Below are 20,935 nucleotides of genomic sequence, written 5' to 3'. Positions count from 1 at the left end.
CGCCCCGATCGAAGGACCACACATGTTCTCTGACCTCCACGGCCGTACGGCCGTCATCACCGGCGGGGCCCGCGGGCTCGGCTACTCGATTGCCACGGCGCTCGCCGCGCAGGGCGTCCACGTGGCGTTGCTCGACCTCTTGCCGACCGTCCACGAGTCGGCCGAGCGGTTGGCGTCCGAGTACGGCGTCCGCACCTCGGCGCATGCGGTCGACGTCACCGACGCCACCGCCGTCGAGGCCGCCTTCGCCGCTGCCGAGGCCGAGCTCGGCGCGCCGTCGCTGCTCGTGACCGCGGCGGGCATCACCATCTGGGGCGACAGCGTCGACGTGCCGGCGGACACCTGGCGGAAGGTGCTCGCCGTGAACCTCGACGGCACCTTCTTCGCCGCGCAGTCCTTCGCCCGTCGAGCCATCGCCGCGGGCCGGCCCGCCTCGGCGGTCTTCATCTCGTCGATGTCGGCGTTCATCGTGAACCAGCCGCAGTTCCAGGCCTCCTACAACGCGTCGAAGGCGGCGGTCAGTCACCTCGCGTCGTCGCTCGCGGTCGAGTGGGCACCCTCCGGTGTCCGCGTCAACGCGATCGCCCCCGGGTACTTCCTCTCGGACATGACCCGTGAGTTCACCGAGGCGAACCCCGACCTGGCCGCCGAGTGGACCGCGGCCATCCCGGCGGGCCGGATGGGTCAGCCCGAGGACCTCCACGGGCTCGTCCTGCTGCTCGCATCCGACGCCTCCTCGTACCTCACGGGCCAGAGCCTCGTCATCGACGGCGGCTACACCGCCCTCTGAGCCGGCCCCACCCGCCGAACCGTTCGACCCGACCACACCGACCCGAGGACCCGCAATGACGACGACGCCGCCCGAACAGACGCCTGACGACCAGGCCGACCGCGACGCCGTGTGGGGCGCCAGGCGTCGACGCTTCGTCGAGGCCCGATCCGGTGCCGTCGAGCGTGCGTGGGCTCCGCGCGCGGTCCGGGTCGACGACGGGCCGTCGACGGGCCGGCGCCAGGTCGAACTGCGCCACCTCGGCGGACTCGAGGTGACGGTCGAGGTCGACCAGTTCCTCGACCTCGGCGAGGCCTCCTGGAACGGCGACGCCGTGTCGTTCGTCGCACCGACGACCGCTCCGCAGGCCGAGAGCTGGGCCCGCCGCTGGCAGGGCGGTCTGCTGACGACCTGCGGGCTCACCGCGGTCGGTGTGGCCGCGGAGGCGGACGGCGGGATGCACGGTCGGGCGCATCGCATCCCGGCGAGCCTCACCCGCCGCGAGGGGCGATGGACTGCGGCGGGCCGGTACGAGCTCCTCGTCGACGGCCTGCTCCGCGAGGGCGCCGTGTTCCAGCAGAACCTCACGGTGACCCGCAGCATCCGAGCCGAGGTCGGCGTCGCGCGGATCCGCCTGCACGACGTCGTCCGAAACGAGGGGTTCGTCGCCGAGCCGGTGCGCCTGCTCTACCACGTGAACCTCGGCTGGCCGGTGCTGCACGGCGGTGCCGTCGTGGCGGCCGAGGCCGACGTCCCCGGCTGGGCGGCATCCGAACGCCAGGACGGTGGTGGCTGGCGGCGGGTGATCGGTGAGCCCGAACCGGCGGCCGACGAGCAGGTCGACGCCCTCGACGCGGTCGCCGGGCCCGACGGCTGGTCCATCGCGACCCTGGCGGGCGAGGCCGGAACGGTCACGGTCCGGTTCCGACCGGAGCAGTTGCCGTTCCTCACGGTGTGGCGGAGCACGGCCGCCGGGTCATACGCCCTCGGCATCGAACCGGGCACCTGCTGGCCGAGTCACGCCGCCGGTCCGGATCGGGGAAAGCTCGGCCGGATCGTGGAGCCCGGGGAGTCGTTCGAGGTCGACCTCGAGATCCTCTTCGAGCGGGCGGCGGACGACTTCGGCGACTGAGCCCACCGGCCTCCGTCACCATCCGGCTCCTGGTTTCCGAAGAATTCACGCTGGAGTATGTCATCGATGACATGAACGAGGTATGCTCATCATGACATCGATGACATGGAGTCATCGTCGGAAGCCGACACGGACGTCGGAACCTGAACGGACACCGCCGTGCACCCTGCTGCGAACCTCGACTCGACCGCCGTCACCTCCGTGGCCCCGGATCGATTCGTCGCCGGCCTCGACCTCGGCAGCACCGGCGTCAAGATCCTCGTGACCGACGCCGACGGTGCCGAGGTCCTCATCCACCAGCTGCCCACCCCGTGGCTCGCCGGTCCAGGCGGCACGACCGTGATGGAGGCAGCGTCCCTCATCGCTACCGTCCGGGAGCTCCTCGACCACGTCGGTGCGGAACTCGTCGACCGGTTCGGGCCAGCCGCACGGGTCCGGGCGCTCGCCGTCTCCGGCATGGGGGAGTCCGGGATCGTCCTCGACGCCGTCGGCCGGCCCGTCGCGCCCGCCATCGCCTGGTTCGATCCGCGCGGCGCCGAACAGCTCGCGGCCCTCCCCGCCGAGATCGCGGAGCAGTTCGCCGGTCGGACCGGCCTGCCGCTCGGCGTGCAGGTCTCGGTCATCAAGCTCCTCCACCTCCGTGACGCCGGACTCGACCTCGCCGGGACGCGCTGGCTCAACCTGCCGGAGTACCTCGTCGCGGCCCTCGGCGGCGAGGAGGCCGCCGAGTACTCGCTCTCGTCGCGCACCGGCCTGCTCGATCAGGACACGGGTGAGCCGTGGCCCGAGCTGCTCGACCACCTCGGCGTCGACGCCTCGTTCCTCCCGCCGTTCACCGACGCCGGTGCCCCGCTCGGCACCGCGAGCAGTCTGTGGGTGCCGGCGGTCTTCTCCGGTGCGGCACTGACCGTCGCCGGCCACGACCACCTCGTGTCGGCCGTCTCCACCGGCTCGTTCCCCGCCGAGCGGTACCACGTGTCGATGGGCACGGCCGAGGTCCTGCTGCGACGCCTCGACGAACCACTCCCGTTCGCCGCCCGCGAGCGGCTCGCCGAGGTGTTCATCAACTGCGTCCGTCACGTCGTGCCGGGCACCTGGGTGCTCGTCGCCGGCGTCAAGACCGGTCTGCTCATGCGTCGCACCCTCCAGCTCGTCGGGGTGACCGACCGCGCAGGGCGCGACCGCCTGGACGACGAGGTCATGCTGCTCCCGGCGGGCGGGCTGCTCGGCGACGGCGACGTCTCGGTCGCGGGCGCCCGGAACGACGACGGCGTCCTCAAGCTCACGGTCCGTGCCGACGGTGCGGGACCGGCCGAGATCTTCGAAGCGGTGCTCCGGCACGGCAACGACGAACTCGCCGTGCTCATCGCGGCGATGGACCGCGAGGTCGCCCCGGCCACCTCGGCGCTGCTCACCGGCGGCTGGGCCGGCATGCGGTCCGTGCAACGCGCCCGAGCGGCCGTCCTGCCCGGCGTGCAGGTGTCGCACCGGTCTCAGGACACGGCATACGGCGCAGCCGTCTTCGCCGGGGCCCTCCTCGAACCAGCCACCTCCCGATCACATCCCTGACCGACCACCCGACCACGCAGACCGATCCTCCCCGGCGCGACCGCTGCCGGGACCAGACCCCATCCGAAGCACAAGGAGTACCTCATGAACGCAGTAGCCACCAGGACCAACGAGCTGACGACGCTCGAACGCCGCGCCATGGCCACGATCAGCACCCCGGGCGGTGGCATGCTCATCGTCGCCGGCGACCAGCGCAACGGCATGAAGGCCGTCATGACCGACGCCCCGAACGGCGCGGCCGGCATCAGCCGTGACGAACTCGCCGAGGCCAAGAGCGACCTCGTCCGGTTCCTCGGCAACCACGCACCCGCCATCCTCCTCGACCCGGAGGTCGCCCTCCCGCTCGTCGTCGACGAGCGCACCCTCTCCCGCACGACCGGTCTCGTCGTCGGCATGGACTCCTCGGGATTCGACACCGAGAACGGTCTGCGCCGGACGAAGTACGTCCCCGGCATGGACGCCCGCCGGGTCCGCGAACTCGGTGGCGACGCCGCCAAGATGCTCTTCTACCTGCGCTCCGACCAGCGGGAGGCCGAGCAGGTCGTCATCGACGAGATCGCCCGCCTCGTGGAGGAGTGCACCGCCGAGGGCGTGCTGCTCATCGTCGAGATCCTCGTGTACCAGCTCGACGGCGAGAGCGACGAGGCCTACGCCGAGATCTTCCCCGAGCTCGTGCGCGGCGCCGCGGAGATCTCCGTCGCCGCCGGTTCCAAGGTCCTGAAGCTCCAGTACCCGGGCTCCGCCGAGGCCGCCGCAGCCGTGACCGAGGCCGCTGCCGGCGTGCCGTGGGCCGTGCTGTCCGCCGGCGTCGACCACGAGACCTTCGTCGGTCAGGTCCGCACCGCGGTCGAGAACGGTGCCGGCGGCGCGATGGCCGGTCGCTCGCTGTGGAAGGATAGCCTTTCGATCTCGTCGGCGAAGCGCGAGGAACTGCTCACGAACCGGGCGCTGCCCCGCCTCCGTGAGCTCGAGCAGGTCATCGAGACCGCGCTCGCCGGTCGCTGACGGATCGTGGGCGGCGTCCTCGGTCGCCGCCCGCGAACCAGCCCGATCCGACCACGCCACGCAGGTGGAACCACCCGAGGAGCAGCCATGGCCACGATGCAGGACGTGGCGTCCCTCGCCGGGGTGAGCTCGAAGACGGTCTCCCGCGTCTTCAACGACGACCCGCACGTGCTCCCCGAGACGCGGTCGCGGGTCGAATCGGCCATGCGGGAGCTGAACTACGTCCCGAACGTCCTGGCGCGCACCTTCCGCGCCGGGCGGTCCTCCTCCGTCGGCGTCGCGGTCCCGGACGTCGTCGACCCCTTCTTCGCCGCGGTCGTCCGCGCCGTCGAGGAGGTCTGTTCCGTCTCGGGCATCACCACCCTCGTCACGAGCATCGGCGACGACCCGGCGCGCGAGCGTGCCGTGCTCGACTCGCTGCTCCGGTCACAGCTCATGGGGCTCGTCCTCGCGCCCGTCGCGGAGGACCAGTCGTGGCTCGCGCCGTGGGCCGAGCACACGCCCATCGTGTTCGTCGACCGCGCCCCCGGTGGACTCGACGCCGACAGCTTCGTCGAGGACGACCACCGCGGCGCCTACCTCGCGACGAGGCACCTGCTCGAGCACGGGCACACCCGGGTCGCCTTCATCGCCGACTCGGCACACCCGCCGAGCACCCGTCGCCGGCTCGAGGGCTACCGTTCGGCGCTCGCCGAGAGTGGGATCGACCTCGACGACGCCCTCGTCAGCCTCGACGCGACGGACCGCGAGCCGGCCGCCGCCGTGGTCGACGGTCTCCTCGGCCTCGCCTCCCCGCCGACCGCCCTGTTCTCGGCGAACGCGCGTGTGACGATGGCGCTCGTCCCGGCGCTGCGCTCGCGGGGGATCGCCTCGCTCGGCTTCGGTGACTTCCCGATGGCCGACCAGCTCGATCCGGCGGTCAGCGTCATCGAACAGGACCCGGCACGCCTGGGCCGCCTGGCCGCCACCCGGGCGCTCGCCCGCTTCGGTGACGCGGACGGCGAGCACGAGCGCAACACCGTCGTCCCCGTCGGGCTCCTGCTGCGGGAGTCCTGCGGCTGTCACCTCACCGCGTGATCCCCCGGGCGGCGGATGCGCCGAGCAGCATCGCTCCGTAGCGTGGGAAGCTGTTCGCGACCACGGGGGATCAGATGCAGCGACCGGACGACACACCGACCGAGGGCGGCTGGGCGCCGATCGCACAGCCCGCGCCAGGATCGATCCGGACGCCGCTCGCCGACGGATCGCCGGCACCTGCACCGACCGCGGCTCCGGTGATCGGCGCTGCGGGGCGGGCCGTGCTCGCGCAGCAGCCGGAGTCGGCGGCGGACCGCCAGCGCCGGCGCAACCGCGAGCTGGCCCCGATCCTGCCCGCCAGGGTCCCGTGGGTCGCCGTCACGGTCTTCACCGTGCTCGCCGTCGGCCTCGCCTGGCTCATCGCCGCACCGCTGTGGTTGTCGGGTGAGGGACTCGCGAACCCCTGGTTCCAGCTCATCGCCCTCGGCATGATGTACACCCCGACCATCGCCGCGCTCGTCGTGGTGCTGTTCGTCGCCCGGCCGAGGAGCATCCCGCGGCTGCTCGGACTCGCGCCGCTGCGCCCCCTCGGCCGGACCCTCGGGCTCTGCGCGGCGGCGCTCGTCGGGTTCCCCGTCCTCGCGTTCTGCTCCATGCTGCTCGGGCAGGCCATGGGGCTCATCGAGCTCGACCTCGTCGGCCTGTCCGGTCTGGCCGCCATCATGACCGCCTCGGGCGCCGGCGAGCTCGGGCGGGACGACCTCACCACGGTCGCCCTGGTCCAGCTCCTCACCCTGCCCCTCGGCGTCCTGGTGGCATCGCTGTCCGCGTTCGGGGAGGAACTCGGCTGGCGCGGCTGGTTGCTGCCGAACCTCCTGCCGCTCGGCACCTGGCCCGCCCTCCTGCTGTCCGGGGCGGTCTGGGGCGTGTGGCACGCACCACTCATCCTCCTCGGCTACAACTACCAGCGGACCGACGTGGTCGGCCTGCTCCTCATGGTGGGCTGGTGCATGCTGCTCGGCGTGCTCATCGGATGGTTGCGGCTCCGCTCGGCCTCGGTCTGGCCGGCGGTGATCGCCCACGGCGCGGTGAACGCCGCCGTCGGGGCGCTGCTGCTGTTCGCCAGCCCGACGTCGATGCAGGACACCGGCAGTGTGTTCGGCACCCTGCTCGGCTGGCCGGGCTGGATCCTCCTCGCAGCGACGGCGCTCATCCTGGTCGTCACCGGCCAGTTCGGGAAGCGTGCGGTGCCCGGACTGCGTGGCTCGGAGGTCGCCTCGCCCGTGAGCTGATCCTCCGACGCATGCGCGCCGCGTATGAGTCGCACCGGGCAGGCTGCTTGTCCGCCGCTTCGGCGCTTGGTGCACTGGGACGATGCGCAGACCCGATCTCCCCGAGGTACCCGTCCGCCCACGTGCCGCCCACGCTCGCCGTCACGGCGGTGGGGTGAGCGCACGGGTCCGCCGCCGGCGCCTCATCGTCGGCATCGCAGGCGGCCTCGTGCTCGCGCTCCTCGGAGGTGTCGGTGCGCTCGCGCTGCGGCTGCAGGGCAATCTCAGCTCCGAGGCCATCGCCGCCCCGACCGGACGTTCGACCGAGCCTGCGGAGCCAGGCGCACCGGACCCGGCGATCAACGTCCTCCTCCTCGGCTCCGACAGTCGTGACCTCGAGATCGGCGACTACGGCGAGGACACCGGTACCAAGCGCAGCGACGCGATGGTGCTCGTGCATGTGTCCGAGGGCAACACGCGGATCGACGCGATGCAGATCCCGCGTGACACGCTGACCGACCTGTCGATGTGCACGGACACCGGGCGGGGGACGCCCGACGACTACGGGATGGTGAACGCGGCGTTGAACTCGGGGGCCGCCTGTTCAGTCGCCGCGGTGCAAGCGATGACCGGTGTGCCGATCGACCATTTCATCGAGCTCGACTTCAGCGGCTTCCAGGCGATCGTCAACGGCATGGACGGGCTGGCCGTGTGTCTGCCGGCGGACATGGAGGACCCCTATTCGAACCTCGCGCTGCCCGCCGGAGCACAGGTCATCGACGGGACGCAGGCGCTCGCGCTCGCCCGCACCCGGCACGCGGTGGGTGACGGCAGTGACATCTCGCGCCTCGGCAACCAGCAGATGGTGATGTCCGCGATCGTGCAGCGGGCGCTGAGTGCCGAGGTGCTCACCCGGCCGGACCGCCTCATCCGCTTCCTGGACGCGGTCACCTCCTCGCTCACCGTCGACACCGCGCTCGGCGACCTCGCGAGCCTGACCTCGCTCGCGCACCGGGTCTCACAGGTGCCGGCGTCGGCCATCACCTTCCTGACGATGCCGTGGACCGAGGCACCGTCGGACGCCAACCGGGTCGTCCCGAGCGATGACGCGGCGATCGTCTTCTCGAGCCTCGCCACCGATGTCCCGGTGCCGATCGCGGGAGTCGCTGACGCGTCCCCGGCGGAGCCGGTCGCCCCGGTCGAACCGGTGCGGGTCGAGGCGGTCAGCGTCCTCAACGGCTCGCAGACGAACGGGGTCGCGACGGCGACGGCCGACCGACTGACCGCCCTCGGCTACACCGTCGCGTCGATCGGTGACGCGGAGACGGACACCCCGGTGACGGTCCTGCTCGCGCGCGATTCGGACGCGGCTCGGGCGACGGCCGCCTCCCTCGCCCAGGAGCTGGGGATCACGGTCGTCGTGAGCGGCGAACCGGGGCCGGACGAGGAGGACGTCGTGCTCGTCATCGGTGACGACTTCGGCTCGCTGACCCCGCCTGCCGCGCCGGCGCCCGTCGAGGTCGAGTCCCGCAACGCCGCCGCGGACCTCTGCGGCTGACGCGGGGCGTCGTCAGACCCCGGGTGGGACCCGCTCCGCCAAGCGGAGGAAGGCACTCACGGCCGGCGTCCCGAGGCTGTCGTGGCGGACGAGCAGGCCGATGTCCCTCGTGACCGGTGTCGGGAACCGGCGGACCCGGGCGCCGTTCGCCGCCGCCCAGTCGGCGAGCCGCTCGGGGACCACGGTCAGCCCGACACCGGCGGTCGCGAACCGCGTGAGCGCGTCGCGCTGGGTGGTCACGATCACCCGCGGTGGCTGCACGCCGAAGCGGGCGTAGGCCTCGTCGGTCACAGCGCGCATCGACGTCCCGCGCGGGAGGGTCACCAGGGTGTGCGCAGCCAGCTCGTCGCCGGTGATGGTCGGCGGCGTGTGGCCGGCCTCGCGCTCGGCGACGGTCATCAGGCCGGGGAGGACGATCGCGAACCGCTGTTCCTCCAGGAGCCGCACCTCGACACCGGGGCCGGCGGTGGCCACATCGGCGACACCGAGGTCGATGCGCCCGAGGTCGACGGCTTCGAGGAGTTCGGCGGAGTCGACGGAACCCGTGACCTCGATGCGGACGTCTGGGTGCGCGGCGTGGAACCGGGCGACGAGTTCCGGGACGTGGGTCGCGACGAGCGAGGGGAGCGCACCGATCCGGAGCGTGCCGGCGGTGAGCGCCTGCTGCGCGTCGGCGAGCGCGCGGAGCCCTTTCGCCTCCTGGAGCATCCGTCTCGCCGGACCGAGCACGGACCGGCCGGCATCGGTGACCTGCATGCGTCGACCCACCCGGGTGAAGAGCGCGAGCCCGAGGTCCGTCTCGCAGCGTTGGATGCGTCTGGTGAGCGACGGCTGCGAGATGCGGAGGACGTCGGCCGCTGCGGCGTACGAGCCGTAGTCGACGACGGCGACGACCGCCTCCAGCTGCTCCAGGTTCATGCGTCGTGGATCCGGATCATGCCTCCACGGTACCGACACCTGCTGGATATGCCTGAGCGCCGAGGATCCCCACAGCAGGATGCCCCGCTGCGGGGGCTCCTGCTCCGGAGCGGATGCCCGGTCGGTGCCTACGGTGCGCAGGCCTCGAACACGTGGTCGGGGTCGTCCGACGGCGTGAGGTCGCGGTCCCGCAGGATCGTCGAGAACGGGACCTGCGGATCGGCGCACACCTCGTCGAAGGTGCCGCGCAGGTCGTCGGTGTACTCGATGTCCAGCACGGCGCCTCCGTACACCTCGGTGTAGGTGGCGCACTCGTCGAAGCGGTGGCACTCCTCCGTGACGGCGAAGTCGAACCCGACGTCGTCCCGACCACGTGTGCCGAGCTCGGCGGCGTTCTTCTGCCCGATGAGGAGGCCGGCATCGTGGGCGAGGTCGGCGTACCGGGTGGCGAGGGCGATCGCGTCCTCCACGGTGAGTCGACCGTCGGACCGGGTGTACGAGTCGAGGTTGTCGATCTCGACGGCGTCGAAGCCTGCCTCAGCGCAGCGGGTGATGCTCGCACCGACCCGCTCGGCGATGCGCGCACGACGGTCGTCGGTCGAGAGGTCGAAGATGAGTTCGTCGGGCCAGTTCTCGTCGATGATCGGTTCACCGGTGTCGTCGGTGAGGACCAGGTCGGGCTCGGCCAGCCAGGCCTCGCGATCGGCCGGCTGGCTCTGGAACCCGTTGACGTAGCAGATGGAGTACCGGTCGGGGTCGGGGGAGTCGGTGCTGTCGCGCGCGACGCCGCCCACCCCTGCCGCCGGTTCGTAGCCGCCACCGAGCTGGTAGTCGAAGACGACGTCCGTGGGGAACCCGCCCGCTGAATGGGTCGGTCCGGTGTCGGAGCTCGCACCACTCGGGAAGGTGGAGCAGCCGGCGGCGGTGACCGCGAGCAGGACGGCGGCGCCCGCCGCGATGAGCAGCTGCGCGCGACGACGGAGACGGTTCATGTCTCCACCCTAGGTCGCGGTCCCGTCCGGGGGTCGTCGCTCAGCCGGTACCGTTGGGGCATGAAGTATCTGGTGTTGTTCTCCGCGGGTGCCGCGCTCATCGTGCTCGGGATCGTCTTCGCGCTGCTCCTGGAGCTGCCCGTCGGGTTCCGCATCGCCGGGCTCGTGTCCATGCTGCTCGGCACCGTCCTGATGGGTGTCAACATCGGTCTGCAGTTCTTCGATCGCCGCAAGGAACGCGCACGTCGCCTCTGAGTCACCGCGGCGCAACCACCTCACCCGGTCGGTTCCCCGGCGTTACCCTCGATGGAACCCACTTCCACCGAGGCGGGACGACGACAACCCGGAGGCATCGTGGCGCGCGCGCTCTTCATCATCGACGTACAGAACGACTTCACCGAGGGCGGTGCGCTCGGTGTGGACGGCGGCGAGGCCGTCGCCGCGGGGGTCACGCGGCTGCTGGCCGAGCACGGGGACGAATACGCGCACGTGTTCGCCTCACGCGACTGGCACGACGCCGAGGGCGACAACGACGGTCACTTCGCGACGGGTGAGCCCGACTACGTGACGAACTGGCCGGTGCACTGCGTCGCGGGGAGTGCCGGCGCCGAGTACCACCACGCGCTCGACACCAAGAGCGTCGACACCCACATCCGCAAGGGCCAGGGCGCCCACGGATACTCGATCTTCGAGGGCGTGACGCCGGAGGGTCGGAGCCTGGGGGAGGTCCTCGCCGAGGCGGGCATCACCGACGTCGACGTCGTCGGCCTCGCGACGGACTACTGCGTCCGGGTCAGTGCCCTCGACGCCATCGAGCATGGCCTGCAGGTCCGCGTCCTCGCCGGTCTCGTCGCGCCCGTCGACCAGGCCGCCGGGGATGCGGCGCTCGCCGAGATCGCCGAGGCCGGGGGTGTCGTCGTCCCCGCCTGAACGCCGTCGCCGGGTACCCGACGCAGATAGTAAGCTAGCTGCATATTATTTCGAGCAGGGCGAGAACGGGGCGCGCGCATGACGCACGGACGACACGGCGGAACGCATACGGACGCGGAATCCCGGACGCAGCAGCGGAACCGCGCGGGTGCGCCGCGGTGGCTGCGCGTCCTGCTCCCCGCGGTCCTCATCCTCCTCTGGCTCACGGCCGCCGGCGTCGGCGGTCCGTACTTCGGGAAGGTGAGCGAGGTCGCGACCAACGACCAGACGAGCTTCCTCCCGGCGAGCGCGGACGCGACCGAGGTCCAGACGGCACTCGACGGGTTCCGGGAGGGCGACGACATCCCGGCCCTCGTGCTGTTCGTCCGCGACGGCGGGATCACCGACGAGGACCGGGGCGCAATCGACGACGAGCTGTCAGCGCTGTCCTCGACGGAGGGCGTCGCCGACGGCGTCTCGCCGGCCATCCCCTCCGATGACGGTGCCGCGGTCGAGGTCTTCGTCCCGATCAGCGGTGACGCGGAGGTCGGCGACGTCGTCGAGGCCCTCCGTGCACAACTCGCCGAAGGGGCCCCGGCCGGCCTCGACGTCTTCGTCACCGGACCGGCAGGGTTCACCGCCGACCTCACCGACGCCTTCGCCGGCATCGACGGCATCCTCCTCCTGACCGCGCTCGGCGCCGTCTTCCTCATCCTCATCGTCGTGTACCGCTCGCCGGTCCTCCCGTTCCTCGTGCTCGGCACCTCGCTGTTCGCCCTCTGCACCGCACTCCTCACCGTGTGGTGGCTCGCGAAGGCCGGCGTCGTCCTGCTGAACGGCCAGGTGCAGGGCATCCTCTTCATCCTCGTGATCGGCGCGGCGACCGACTACTCGCTGCTGTACGTCTCGCGATACCGGGAAGCGCTCCGCGACCATGAGCGGCGGTGGGATGCGACGTGGGCTGCGCTCCGTGGATCGTTCGAGCCGATCGTCGCGTCGGGCGGCACGGTCATCGCCGGACTGCTCTGCCTGCTGCTCAGCGACCTGAACTCGAACAAGGCGCTCGGGCCGGTCGCCTCGATCGGGATCGTCTTCTCGGTCCTCGCGGCGCTCACCTTCCTCCCCGCGCTCCTGCTGGCCTGCGGTCGCACCTCGTTCTGGCCGCTGCGCCCGAAATACGGGAGCGAGCACCGGGTGCGCGCCTCATCGACCGACGACACCGCTGTGCCGACCACCGGTCTGTGGGGTGGGATCGCCCGTCTGATCTCCCGTCACGCCCGCGTCGTCTGGATCGGGAGCACCCTGCTCCTCCTGGTCGCGAGCCTCGGGGTCTTCCAGCTCAAGGCGGACGGCGTCGCCCAGAGCGACCTCATCCTCGGCACCTCCGAGGCCCGTGACGGTCAGGCCGCGCTCGGCGAGCACTTCCCGGCCGGCTCGGCGAGCCCCGTGTACGTCCTCACGCGGGAGAGCGATGCCGCGCAGGTCATCGGGATCCTCGAGGAGGCTGACGGTCTCGACAGCGTCCAGGTGCTGTCGAGCGACGCCGCGACGGGCACCGCGGATGCGACGGTGAGCGACGGGGAGGCGGTCTTCACGGCGCCCGCCGCGGGGCCGCCGGGGACCCCGGTGGCGTCCGCCGAACCGACGGTCGACGACGGCCGCATCCTCCTCCAGGCGACCCTCGACGCGGCACCGGACTCCGCGACGGCGGAGGAGAGCGTGCGACAGCTGCGCTCGACCCTCGACGCCGAGGTCGGCACCCACACGCCGGTCGGCGGCGTCACGGCGACCGCCATCGACTCGAACGACGCGTCCATCCACGACCGGAACCTCATCATCCCCGTGGTGCTCGCCGTCATCCTCCTCATCCTCATGCTGCTGCTCCGCTCGGTGCTCGCCCCGGTCCTGCTGATCCTCAGCGTGGTGGTGTCCTTCGGGGCGGCCCTCGGGGTCTCCGCGCTCGTGTTCGACCACGTGCTCGGGTTCCCGGGCGCGGACCCGAGTGTGCCGCTCTACGGCTTCGTCTTCCTCGTGGCGCTCGGGATCGACTACAACATCTTCCTCATGACGAGGGTCCGCGAGGAGTCGCTGCGGGTCGGGACGAGGGCCGGCGTGCTGCGGGGGCTGGCGATCACGGGCGGCGTGATCACCTCGGCCGGCCTCGTGCTCGCGGCCACGTTCGCGGCGCTGGGCGTCATCCCGATCCTCTTCCTCGCGCAGATCGCGTTCATCGTGGCGTTCGGGGTCCTCCTCGACACGATCATCGTCCGGACGCTGCTCGTCCCGGCCCTCAGCCACGACATCGGGAGCGCCATCTGGTGGCCGTCGAAGCTCGCGAAGGATCGGGTCGAGCACCGGCACGCGGCCTGACCGAAGCGGTCGCGACCGACTACCCCTGCTCAGTGAGGAACGCCAGCACAGCGTCCTTGAACGCCCGCGACGAGACCGCGTTGAAGTGCTCCCGGCCGGGCAGCCCCACGTAGCGGGCGCCGGCGGCTTCGGCGAGCCGCCGACTGCCGGCGGCGACCGCGTCGTCGTCTCCGGTCACGAGCAGCGTCGGCAGCGGCGGCACCTCGGCCGTGCTCGGCTGGGGTCCTCCGCGGAGGCCTTCCACCAGGGCGATGAGGGCCTCCACGTCGTTGCCCGGGACGCCTTCTGCCATCGTCACGTAGGTGTCGGTCAGGGCGTGCGCGATCGTCGTCCCGGTCCTGACATGGTGACGGGCCGACTCCAGGTCGAAGTCGCGGAGCGAGTCGCCCTCGGGGAGACCGCCGAGGCTGAGGGAACGCACACGGTCCGGGTGTCGGACGCCCAACCGCCAACCCACCCGGGAGCCCAGCGAGTACCCGAGGTAGTGCGGCTCGTCGACGCCGTAGCCGTCGAGGACGGACAGGACGTCGTCGACGAGGATGTCGAGTCGGTATGCGGCGGGATCCGTCGGTTTGTCGGACGCTCCGTGCCCGCGTTGGTCGAGGCCCAGCAGGCGGTACCCGGCACGCGTCAGTGTGCGCGTCCACCCGGCGAGGTCCCAGTTGAGGCCGGCGCTCGAGGCGAAGCCGTGCACCGCGACGATCGTGCCGAGGTCGCCTGTGCCGGGAGCCGGTTCGTGGAGGTACGTCGCGATCCGGATGCCGTCCGTCGACATGACGTAGGTGGGTGCGGTCGGGGCAGGCTGAGGAAGCACCCGTCAACGATACCCGCGGTGGCGCGGCGCAGGCTCAGTCGACGGCCACCGGTCGTGGTCCCTGGTGCATCATCTCGGAGAGGTACGGGGCGACGACGCTCGTGGAGATGCGGCAGTCGAGCAGCAGGACGCCCTGCGCCCCGGCGTGGACCCAGTCGGTGAGTCCGTCGAGGTCCGCGAGCGTGTCGATCGTCACGCCCTGGCCACCCAACGCCCGCGCGAGGGCGGCGAAGTCGACCTCGTCGATGAGCATCGGGGTCTGGTCGAGTCCACGTGAGCCGTACTGGTGGACCTCGGCTCCGTAGGCGGCGTCGTTGAAGACCACGATCACGCCGCTCGGTACCGTGCGGATGACGGTGTCGAGGTCGGGGAGCGCCATGAGGCCGCCGCCGTCGCCGGTGCAGAGGACGGTGGTGCCCGTGTGCCCGGCCGCCGCGGCACCGACCGCGCTCGGGAACCCGAGCCCGATCGACTGGTAGGCCGTCCCGACCATGACGAGGCGGTCGGGGGAGGGGATGTCGAAGTACATCGGCGCCCAGCCGATGAAGTGGCCGCCGTCCTGCACGACCGTGCGGTCGGCCGGGAGCAGCTCGTCCAGTCGATGCGCGAGGCTGCGCGGGTCGAGGCGCCCGTCGGCGCACAGTCCGTCGCCGGACGAGTCGTCACCCAGGTCGCGGTCGAGGTGCGGTGCTGGGCGGGCGTGACCGGCCGACGCGACCCATCCGGACCCCGCGCCGTCGGAGAGCCGTTCCAGGAGACCTGCGGCTGCGAGGGCCGCGTCACCGTGGACGAGCTCGTCGACCCTGGCGTTCGTCGGGGCGTCGGCGAGGTCGACCTGGATGACGTGGGCAGCGGGGGAGAAGGCCTCGCCGAACCGCATCGTGAACTGGTTGAGGCCGGCGCCGACGACGAGCGCGACGTCCGCCTCGGCGATGCGAATCGCGGCGTGCTCCGTCGCGAAGCCGCCGGCCACCCCGAGATCGCGGGGGCTGGAACCGAAGAGCCCGCGTCCGAGCGCCGTGGTCGCGGTGTGGGCGTCGAGCCGCTCGGCGAGCTCGCCGAGGACCGGTCCGGCGTCGGCCAGCCAGGCTCCACGCCCGGCCAGGATGAGCGGACGGTGTGCGCCGCGCAGAGCGGCGGCGGCGGTGTCCAGGCGCCGCGCGACGGGCTCCACGCGGGACGGCCGGACGAGCGCCGGGTGGTGTGGTGTCCCGTCCGCTCGCAGCGGCTCGTCGGACGCCACGGCGGCGAGGTCGTAGGGGATCGCGAGCACGACCGCGGTCCGGCGGTGGACGGCGTGCTCGATGGCGCGGAGCGTGGTCGCGGTGGCGTCGTCACGACCGACGGTGAAGGTCGGCGCACCGAGCCCGGCGGCGATCTGGAACTGGTCGACGTCCCAGGGGCGGGCCCCGGTGGTCGGGGCGTCACCGACGACGAGGATCAGCGGGATCTGGGCCATCACCGCCTCCGCGAGGGGCGTCAGGGTGTTGGTGAATCCGGCTCCGTAGGTCGCGGTCGCGGCAGCGAGACCGCCGCCGGCGCGGGCGTAGGCGTCGGCTGCGGCGACGCCCCCGGCCTCGTGACGCATGGCGGTGAAGCGGGTTCTGGTCGTGGCGAGTGCGTCGAGGAGGTGCGCGTTGCCGTTGCCCATGACGCCGAACACCTCGGAGACATGGCGGCTGAGTGCCTGTGCCACCCGGGCGGAGACGGTGGAGGAGCGGGTCGACGTGGGAACGGTCGACGAAGCGTGTTCGGACATGGGAGACCTTCGAGAACGTGGACGGATGGGATTCCGTGTGTGTCTCGCCGGTGCTGGCCGCGCTATCGCCCTTTTTTCGAGCAACGACCCCCGTGCTGCGGAGTCTGACGAGCACACTCTACTCCGCGGCGACCGCGCTGCACAGTGCGGCAGCGACAGCATCCGCTCCACATCCGTGACGCCTGCCGGACAGTCGGACCCGGGTTCGACGGAGGCTGGCTCCATGAACCACATCGTGCAGGCCAACGCGGCCGAAGACCTCCTCGCCCTCATCCCCGGACTCGTCGGAAGCACTCCGAGATCGAGTCTCGTCGTCGTCCTGTTCGCGGGCCGTCACAGCCGCGGCGCACTCCAGGTGCACCTGCCTGCCGGAACGGACGTCGACCGGCAGGTGGCGGACGCCGCCGCGGAGCGAGCACTCGGGTTCGCCTGCCGGGCACCGGGTGTCGACGCCATCGTGCCTGTGGTCTACACGGACGACGCATTCGGAGCCGGGGCGGAGCCGCCGGGCAGGACGATCGCCGACGCCGTCCTCGAGCTGGCGAGCGCGCAGGGCTTCACGGTCAAAGACGCCCTCTGCTCGGCCGCTGACGGCTGGGGCTCCTACCTCGACCCCGGACTCCCCGCCGGAGGGCGTCCGCCGGCGATGGTGGCCTCGGCGGCGGTCCCGCCGGTCCCACCGCTCCCCTGGGAGCTCGTCACGACCGAGGTCCCGTCGGTGGACGTGGCGACGTTCGCAGCCGTCGACCTCGAGTACCGGGTGCTCTGCGCTCGACTGGCCTCCATGCTCGACGAGGCCGCCGATCGTGCCCGCATGACCTGGCGGATCGACGTCGGAGACGCCGTGGAACGACTCGACGGCCTTCCTGCGGTCTTCGAGGACGCGCTCGCCCGCGGCGTCGAGGGGATGACCGCCCGGGAAGTGGCCTTCCTGTTGCTGAGCCTCTCACGTCCTTGGGCGAGCGATCTCGCACTCATGCAGTGGGCGTTCGGGCGCGAGCTGGGCGAGGAACTCGACGACGCCGAACGCGCGTACGGGCATCTGCCGGTCGGGACGGACGACCCGGAGGTGTTCCATCGGGTCGCCCACCTGCTGGTCGGCGACGGACCGCATCCCGACGTCCAACGCATCCGTGCAGCGAGCAGCCTGCTCCTCGGCGTCGCGGCGCGAGCGTCGGAGTCCGCACGCGTCGCGCCGCTCGCCATGCTCGCCTGGCTGTCATGGGCGCTCGGCCAGAGCACGCGCGCGACCGCCTTCCTCGCCGAGCTGGTCGACGAGGAGCTGGACCACCCGCTGGCGGCGACCGTCGGGTCGCTGATCCGCCAGGGGCACCTCCCGGCCTGGGCGTTCTGCAGCACCCCGGGAACACGCGACGGTGTGGCCGCCCCCAGCGATCAGCCCGCCGCGTGACGCTCCAGGAAGTCGTAGACCTCGGAGTCGTCGACGCCCGGGAAGGTGCCGCTCGGCAGCGGGGAGAGGATGTGGGTGTGCAACCGGGCGCTCGGCCAGGCCTGCTCCCGCCACTTGTCGGCGAGGTCCGACGGCGGTCGACGGCAGCAGGTCGGGTCCGGGCAGGTGGAGACCGCACGCGTCGTGGTCTCCCGTCCGCGGAACCACTTCGCCTCGCCCCAGGGCACGCCGACCGAGATCGAGAACTCCCCGGCCTCGGTCGTGCCGGTCTGCGTCGCGCACCAGAAGGTACCGGCCGGGGTGTCGGTGTACTGGTAGAGCTCCGTGGTGCGGTTCGTCCGCGCGAAGGCGTTCCGTGCGCTCCACTTCCGGCACACGATCTGGCCCTCCACCGCGCCAGTCACGTCGACGGGCAGCGGCAGCGCATCGTTCTCATAGGCCTTCGAGATCGCCCCGTCCTCGGAGACCCGCAAGAAGTGCAGGCGCATGTCGAGCCGGGCGGTCGCCAGGTTCGTCAGGCGCAGCGCCGCGGCCTCATGGGTGACCCCGAAGGCGTCGCGGAAGTCCTCGACGGCCAGGTTGCGGTCGCGCTTGGCCTGTTGCAGGAACGACACCGCGGCCGTCTGCGGCATGAGCGCCGCCGCAGCGAAGTAGTTGATCTCGAGCCGTTGCCGGAGGAACTCCGCGTAACTCGTCGGACGCTGGTGCCCGAGCAGGCGGTGCGCCATCGCCTGCAGGGCCATGGACCGCAGGCCGTGTCCGCCGGGGATCGAGGCCGGTGGCAGGTAGATGCGCCCGTTCTCGAGATCGGTGACGCTGCGGGCGGAGTGCGGCAGGTCGTTGACGTAGATGAGGTCGAAGCCGAGCTGTTCCGCCATGATGCTCACCGTGCGGTGGGTGAGTGCGCCGGTGCTGTGCCCGGCGCGCAGCACGCGCGACTCCGCGAGTTCCTCGATCTCGGGCAGGTGGTTGTCGCGCTCCCGCATCCACTCCCGCAACTCGGTGTTGGCACGCCGCGCCTCCTCCGGGGTCGCGATCGCCTCGCTCGCGTGCCGCTGCAGTTCGCGGTGCAGGCCCACGAGTGCGCGGAGAGCCTCGTCGGGGATGCCTTTCGACGGCTTGACGATCGGCAGGGTCAACTCGCCGTAGAGGGCACTGCGCTGGAGGCGGTCCAGCTCGATCTCCAGTGCCGCGCGGGGGTTCGGTGCCTCCTTCGACAGCAGGTCGGTCAGGTCGACCCCGAGCGCGGTCGTCAGCTCCTGCAGGACCGACAGCTTCGGCTCGCGTTTCCCGTTCTCGATGAGGGAGAGCTGGCTCGCCGCCAGCCCGACCCGTTCGCCGAGGTCGTCGAGGGTGAGGCCTCGCCGGGTCCGGAAGTGCCGGATCCGATGGCCGAGCGTGAGGAGTTCGGCAGCGGCGGTCGATGTGGGAGTCGGCGTCATTCCTTCACCGTATCGAAAGAACCGCGATTCTTGAAGGGTGAATACCCGTGAAGATCAACACAATCAGGCGCATGGTGGCTCTACGACCACTTCTTGACCGTCCCACCAACGCCGGAGGAACGCATGTCCATCGCCGAACTGATTCCCGATACCGCACCCGCCCTCGCCGCCCGCGCGGAGCTCCGAGCGGTGCCGCGCCCGAAGCGGACCGGCCTCGCCGAGCTGCACGCCTGGGTCGACGACCTCGCGGCCCTCCTGGGGCCGTCCGCGATCCACTGGGTCGACGGCTCCGCGAGCGAGTCGCACCGGCTCACCCACCAGCTCGTCGAGGAGGGGAAGCTGATCAAGCTCAACCCCGAGTGGCGGCCGAACAGTTTCCTCGCCCGCAGCGATCCGCGCGACGTCGCGCGCGTCGAGGACCGCACCTTCATCTGCTCCGAGCAGGAGGAGGACGCCGGCCCGACCAACAACTGGCGGGATCCCGCGGTGATGCGTGACGAACTGCACGGGGTCTTCGCCGGCAGCATGCGCGGTCGCACGATGTACGTCGTGCCGTTCTCGATGGGCGCGGTCGGCGGGCCGCTTTCGCAGCTCGGCGTGCAGATCACCGACTCGGCGTACGCGGTGCTCAGCATGGGGATCATGACGCGGATGGGTGACCGCGTGCTGGAGCTCATCGCCGACGGACAACCGTGGGTCAGGACCGTCCACTCGGTCGGCGCCCCGCTCGACGCGGGGCAGGCCGACGTGGTCTGGCCGTGCAACGACACCAAGTACATCGTCCAGTTCCCGGAGACGCGCGAAGTGTGGTCCTTCGGCTCCGGCTACGGCGGTAACGCACTCCTCGCGAAGAAGTGCTTCGCACTGCGGATCGCCTCGGTCATCGGACGCGACGAGGGTTGGTTGGCCGAGCACATGCTGCTGGTCCGGGTCGTCTCGCCGGAGGGCCGGGCGTTCCACATCGCCGCCGCGTTCCCCTCGGCCTGTGGCAAGACCAACCTGGCGATGCTGCGTCCGACGATCCCCGGGTGGACGGTCGAGACCCTCGGCGACGACATCGCGTGGATCCGACCCGGCGACGACGGCCGTCTGTACGCCATCAACCCGGAGGCCGGCTTCTTCGGGGTCGCACCCGGCACGGGCGTCGGCACGAACGCGACAGCCGTCGACACCCTGTGGGGCAACACGATCTTCACGAACGTCGCGCTCCGCGACGACGGAGACGTCTGGTGGGAGGGACTGACCCCCGAGCCGCCCGCCCACCTCGTCGACTGGCAGGGGCAGGACTGGACGCCCGAGTCGGGGCGCCCGGCGGCCCATCCGAACTCGCGGTTCACCGTCGCGGCGGCGCAGTGCCCGTCGATCGCCGACGACTGGGACGCGGCCGACGGCGTCCCGCTCGACGCGATCCTCTTCGGCGGGCGTCGTGCCACGAACGTCCCGCTCGTGGTCGAGGCCAGCAGCTGGGAGCACGGCGTGTTCATGGGGGCGACGATCTCCTCCGAGCAGACCGCCGCCGCCGAGGGCACGGTCGGGGAGCTCCGTCGCGACCCCTTCGCGATGCTCCCGTTCTGCGGCTACAATATGGCGGACTACTGGAGTCACTGGCTCCGAGTGGGCGGTGCACTCGAGCACGGCAAAGCGCCGCGGATCTTCCAGGTCAACTGGTTCCGGAAGGACGCCGACGGCTCCTTCCTCTGGCCGGGCTTCGGCGAGAACTCGCGGGTCGTCGAGTGGATCGTGCGGCGGCTTGAGCACGAGGTCGACGCACGGGAGTCGGCGATCGGCCGGTTGCCGGTCCTCGACGAGCTGAACCTCGACGGCATCGACGTGCCCGAGGCCGACCTCGACGCCCTGTTCGCCGTCGATCGCGAGTCCTGGCTCGTCGAGTGCGACCTCACCGAGTCCTTCTTCGACACCTTCGGCAGCCGCGTCCCGGCCGCCCTCCGTGCGGAACTCGCCGCCCTGCGCTACCGCCTCCGATCCTGATGCGTCCGCT

At 71.5% G+C, this 20,935-nt stretch carries 17 protein-coding genes; 12 read left to right on the top strand and 5 right to left on the bottom strand.

Going from position 1 to position 20,935, the window contains the following annotated elements:
- Positions 1 to 22: 22 nt before the first annotated feature.
- The 7 genes from BIU99_RS19090 (at position 23) to BIU99_RS19060 (ending at position 8,321) form a co-directional block, all read left to right on the top strand.
- Complete coding sequence (locus BIU99_RS19090; protein WP_071262545.1) at positions 23 to 790, top strand: SDR family oxidoreductase; 768 nt, start codon at positions 23 to 25, stop codon at positions 788 to 790.
- Between the two features lie 55 nt (positions 791 to 845).
- The gene (locus BIU99_RS19085; RefSeq protein ID WP_071262544.1) at positions 846 to 1,901 is read left to right on the top strand and encodes a DUF4432 family protein; all 1,056 of its coding nucleotides are present in this window, start codon (positions 846 to 848) and stop codon (positions 1,899 to 1,901) included.
- A 159-nt stretch (positions 1,902 to 2,060) separates the two neighbouring features.
- Positions 2,061 to 3,470 carry an L-fuculokinase gene (locus BIU99_RS19080; protein ID WP_217635033.1) on the top strand — a complete coding sequence of 470 codons (1,410 nt, stop codon included), beginning with the start codon at positions 2,061 to 2,063 and terminating at the stop codon, positions 3,468 to 3,470.
- 84 nt (positions 3,471 to 3,554) lie between these two features.
- On the top strand, positions 3,555 to 4,475 hold the full coding sequence (locus tag BIU99_RS19075; protein ID WP_197479028.1) for a hypothetical protein: 921 nt from the start codon (positions 3,555 to 3,557) through the stop codon (positions 4,473 to 4,475).
- An 87-nt stretch (positions 4,476 to 4,562) separates the two neighbouring features.
- Entirely contained in the window at positions 4,563 to 5,552 is a 990-nt protein-coding gene (locus BIU99_RS19070; protein ID WP_071262543.1) for a LacI family DNA-binding transcriptional regulator, read from the top strand.
- A 74-nt stretch (positions 5,553 to 5,626) separates the two neighbouring features.
- The gene (locus tag BIU99_RS19065) at positions 5,627 to 6,784 is read left to right on the top strand and encodes a CPBP family intramembrane glutamic endopeptidase (protein WP_083397474.1); all 1,158 of its coding nucleotides are present in this window, start codon (positions 5,627 to 5,629) and stop codon (positions 6,782 to 6,784) included.
- Positions 6,785 to 6,866: 82 nt separating this feature from the next.
- Positions 6,867 to 8,321 carry an LCP family protein gene (locus tag BIU99_RS19060; protein WP_083397473.1) on the top strand — a complete coding sequence of 485 codons (1,455 nt, stop codon included), beginning with the start codon at positions 6,867 to 6,869 and terminating at the stop codon, positions 8,319 to 8,321.
- Between the two features lie 12 nt (positions 8,322 to 8,333).
- On the opposite strand, the gene BIU99_RS19055 is transcribed toward BIU99_RS19060, so the two are convergent.
- Positions 8,334 to 9,239 (bottom strand): LysR family transcriptional regulator, encoded by a 906-nt coding sequence (locus BIU99_RS19055; protein ID WP_064294801.1) that lies wholly within the window; start codon positions 9,237 to 9,239, stop codon positions 8,334 to 8,336.
- Positions 9,240 to 9,367: 128 nt separating this feature from the next.
- A complete protein-coding gene (locus BIU99_RS19050; RefSeq protein ID WP_064294802.1) occupies positions 9,368 to 10,231 on the bottom strand; it encodes an endo alpha-1,4 polygalactosaminidase in 864 nt (287 codons plus the stop codon).
- 60 nt (positions 10,232 to 10,291) lie between these two features.
- Here BIU99_RS19050 and BIU99_RS19045 point away from each other — a divergent pair, with 60 nt between their 5' ends.
- The 3 genes from BIU99_RS19045 (at position 10,292) to BIU99_RS19035 (ending at position 13,510) form a co-directional block, all read left to right on the top strand.
- A complete protein-coding gene (locus tag BIU99_RS19045; RefSeq protein WP_064294803.1) occupies positions 10,292 to 10,486 on the top strand; it encodes a hypothetical protein in 195 nt (64 codons plus the stop codon).
- A 99-nt stretch (positions 10,487 to 10,585) separates the two neighbouring features.
- Complete coding sequence (locus BIU99_RS19040) at positions 10,586 to 11,161, top strand: isochorismatase family protein (protein ID WP_071262542.1); 576 nt, start codon at positions 10,586 to 10,588, stop codon at positions 11,159 to 11,161.
- Positions 11,162 to 11,239: 78 nt separating this feature from the next.
- On the top strand, positions 11,240 to 13,510 hold the full coding sequence (locus tag BIU99_RS19035) for an efflux RND transporter permease subunit (protein ID WP_071262541.1): 2,271 nt from the start codon (positions 11,240 to 11,242) through the stop codon (positions 13,508 to 13,510).
- Between the two features lie 19 nt (positions 13,511 to 13,529).
- Here the strand turns inward: BIU99_RS19035 and BIU99_RS19030 are convergent, their stop codons facing one another.
- The gene (locus tag BIU99_RS19030; protein WP_254773657.1) at positions 13,530 to 14,324 is read right to left on the bottom strand and encodes an alpha/beta fold hydrolase; all 795 of its coding nucleotides are present in this window, start codon (positions 14,322 to 14,324) and stop codon (positions 13,530 to 13,532) included.
- 34 nt (positions 14,325 to 14,358) lie between these two features.
- A complete protein-coding gene (locus BIU99_RS19025; protein WP_071262539.1) occupies positions 14,359 to 16,083 on the bottom strand; it encodes a thiamine pyrophosphate-binding protein in 1,725 nt (574 codons plus the stop codon).
- 223 nt (positions 16,084 to 16,306) lie between these two features.
- Here BIU99_RS19025 and BIU99_RS19020 point away from each other — a divergent pair, with 223 nt between their 5' ends.
- Positions 16,307 to 17,494 carry a DUF4192 family protein gene (locus BIU99_RS19020; RefSeq protein WP_071262538.1) on the top strand — a complete coding sequence of 396 codons (1,188 nt, stop codon included), beginning with the start codon at positions 16,307 to 16,309 and terminating at the stop codon, positions 17,492 to 17,494.
- On the opposite strand, the gene BIU99_RS19015 is transcribed toward BIU99_RS19020, so the two are convergent.
- Positions 17,479 to 18,936 carry a helix-turn-helix transcriptional regulator gene (locus tag BIU99_RS19015; RefSeq protein WP_071262537.1) on the bottom strand — a complete coding sequence of 486 codons (1,458 nt, stop codon included), beginning with the start codon at positions 18,934 to 18,936 and terminating at the stop codon, positions 17,479 to 17,481. The two genes, BIU99_RS19020 and BIU99_RS19015, sit on opposite strands and share 16 nt — an antisense overlap.
- Before the next feature lie 123 nt (positions 18,937 to 19,059).
- Between BIU99_RS19015 and BIU99_RS19010 the strand changes: the two genes are divergently transcribed.
- A complete protein-coding gene (locus BIU99_RS19010; RefSeq protein WP_071262536.1) occupies positions 19,060 to 20,925 on the top strand; it encodes a phosphoenolpyruvate carboxykinase (GTP) in 1,866 nt (621 codons plus the stop codon).
- Positions 20,926 to 20,935: the final 10 nt, after the last annotated feature.

The sequence above is a fragment of the Plantibacter sp. MMLR14_011 genome (genome assembly GCF_001865025.1).
Classification (GTDB): domain Bacteria; phylum Actinomycetota; class Actinomycetes; order Actinomycetales; family Microbacteriaceae; genus Plantibacter; species Plantibacter flavus_A.
This window is presented reverse-complemented; position numbering and strand designations above follow the sequence as displayed.

Excerpts from the sequence above, each read along its gene's own strand:
- BIU99_RS19055 (WP_064294801.1), bottom strand. The coding sequence starts at position 9,239 with ATGAACCTGGAGCAGCTGGAGGCGGTCGTCGCCGTCGTCGACTACGGC.
- BIU99_RS19065 (WP_083397474.1), top strand. The coding sequence starts at position 5,627 with ATGCAGCGACCGGACGACACACCGACCGAGGGCGGCTGGGCGCCGATC.
- BIU99_RS19050 (WP_064294802.1), bottom strand. The coding sequence starts at position 10,231 with ATGAACCGTCTCCGTCGTCGCGCGCAGCTGCTCATCGCGGCGGGCGCC.
- BIU99_RS19045 (WP_064294803.1), top strand. The coding sequence starts at position 10,292 with ATGAAGTATCTGGTGTTGTTCTCCGCGGGTGCCGCGCTCATCGTGCTC.
- BIU99_RS19010 (WP_071262536.1), top strand. The coding sequence starts at position 19,060 with ATGTCCATCGCCGAACTGATTCCCGATACCGCACCCGCCCTCGCCGCC.
- BIU99_RS19090 (WP_071262545.1), top strand. The coding sequence starts at position 23 with ATGTTCTCTGACCTCCACGGCCGTACGGCCGTCATCACCGGCGGGGCC.
- BIU99_RS19085 (WP_071262544.1), top strand. The coding sequence starts at position 846 with ATGACGACGACGCCGCCCGAACAGACGCCTGACGACCAGGCCGACCGC.
- BIU99_RS19025 (WP_071262539.1), bottom strand. The coding sequence starts at position 16,083 with ATGTCCGAACACGCTTCGTCGACCGTTCCCACGTCGACCCGCTCCTCC.
- BIU99_RS19035 (WP_071262541.1), top strand. The coding sequence starts at position 11,240 with ATGACGCACGGACGACACGGCGGAACGCATACGGACGCGGAATCCCGG.
- BIU99_RS19060 (WP_083397473.1), top strand. The coding sequence starts at position 6,867 with ATGCGCAGACCCGATCTCCCCGAGGTACCCGTCCGCCCACGTGCCGCC.
- BIU99_RS19070 (WP_071262543.1), top strand. The coding sequence starts at position 4,563 with ATGGCCACGATGCAGGACGTGGCGTCCCTCGCCGGGGTGAGCTCGAAG.
- BIU99_RS19075 (WP_197479028.1), top strand. The coding sequence starts at position 3,555 with ATGAACGCAGTAGCCACCAGGACCAACGAGCTGACGACGCTCGAACGC.
- BIU99_RS19015 (WP_071262537.1), bottom strand. The coding sequence starts at position 18,936 with ATGACGCCGACTCCCACATCGACCGCCGCTGCCGAACTCCTCACGCTC.
- BIU99_RS19020 (WP_071262538.1), top strand. The coding sequence starts at position 16,307 with ATGAACCACATCGTGCAGGCCAACGCGGCCGAAGACCTCCTCGCCCTC.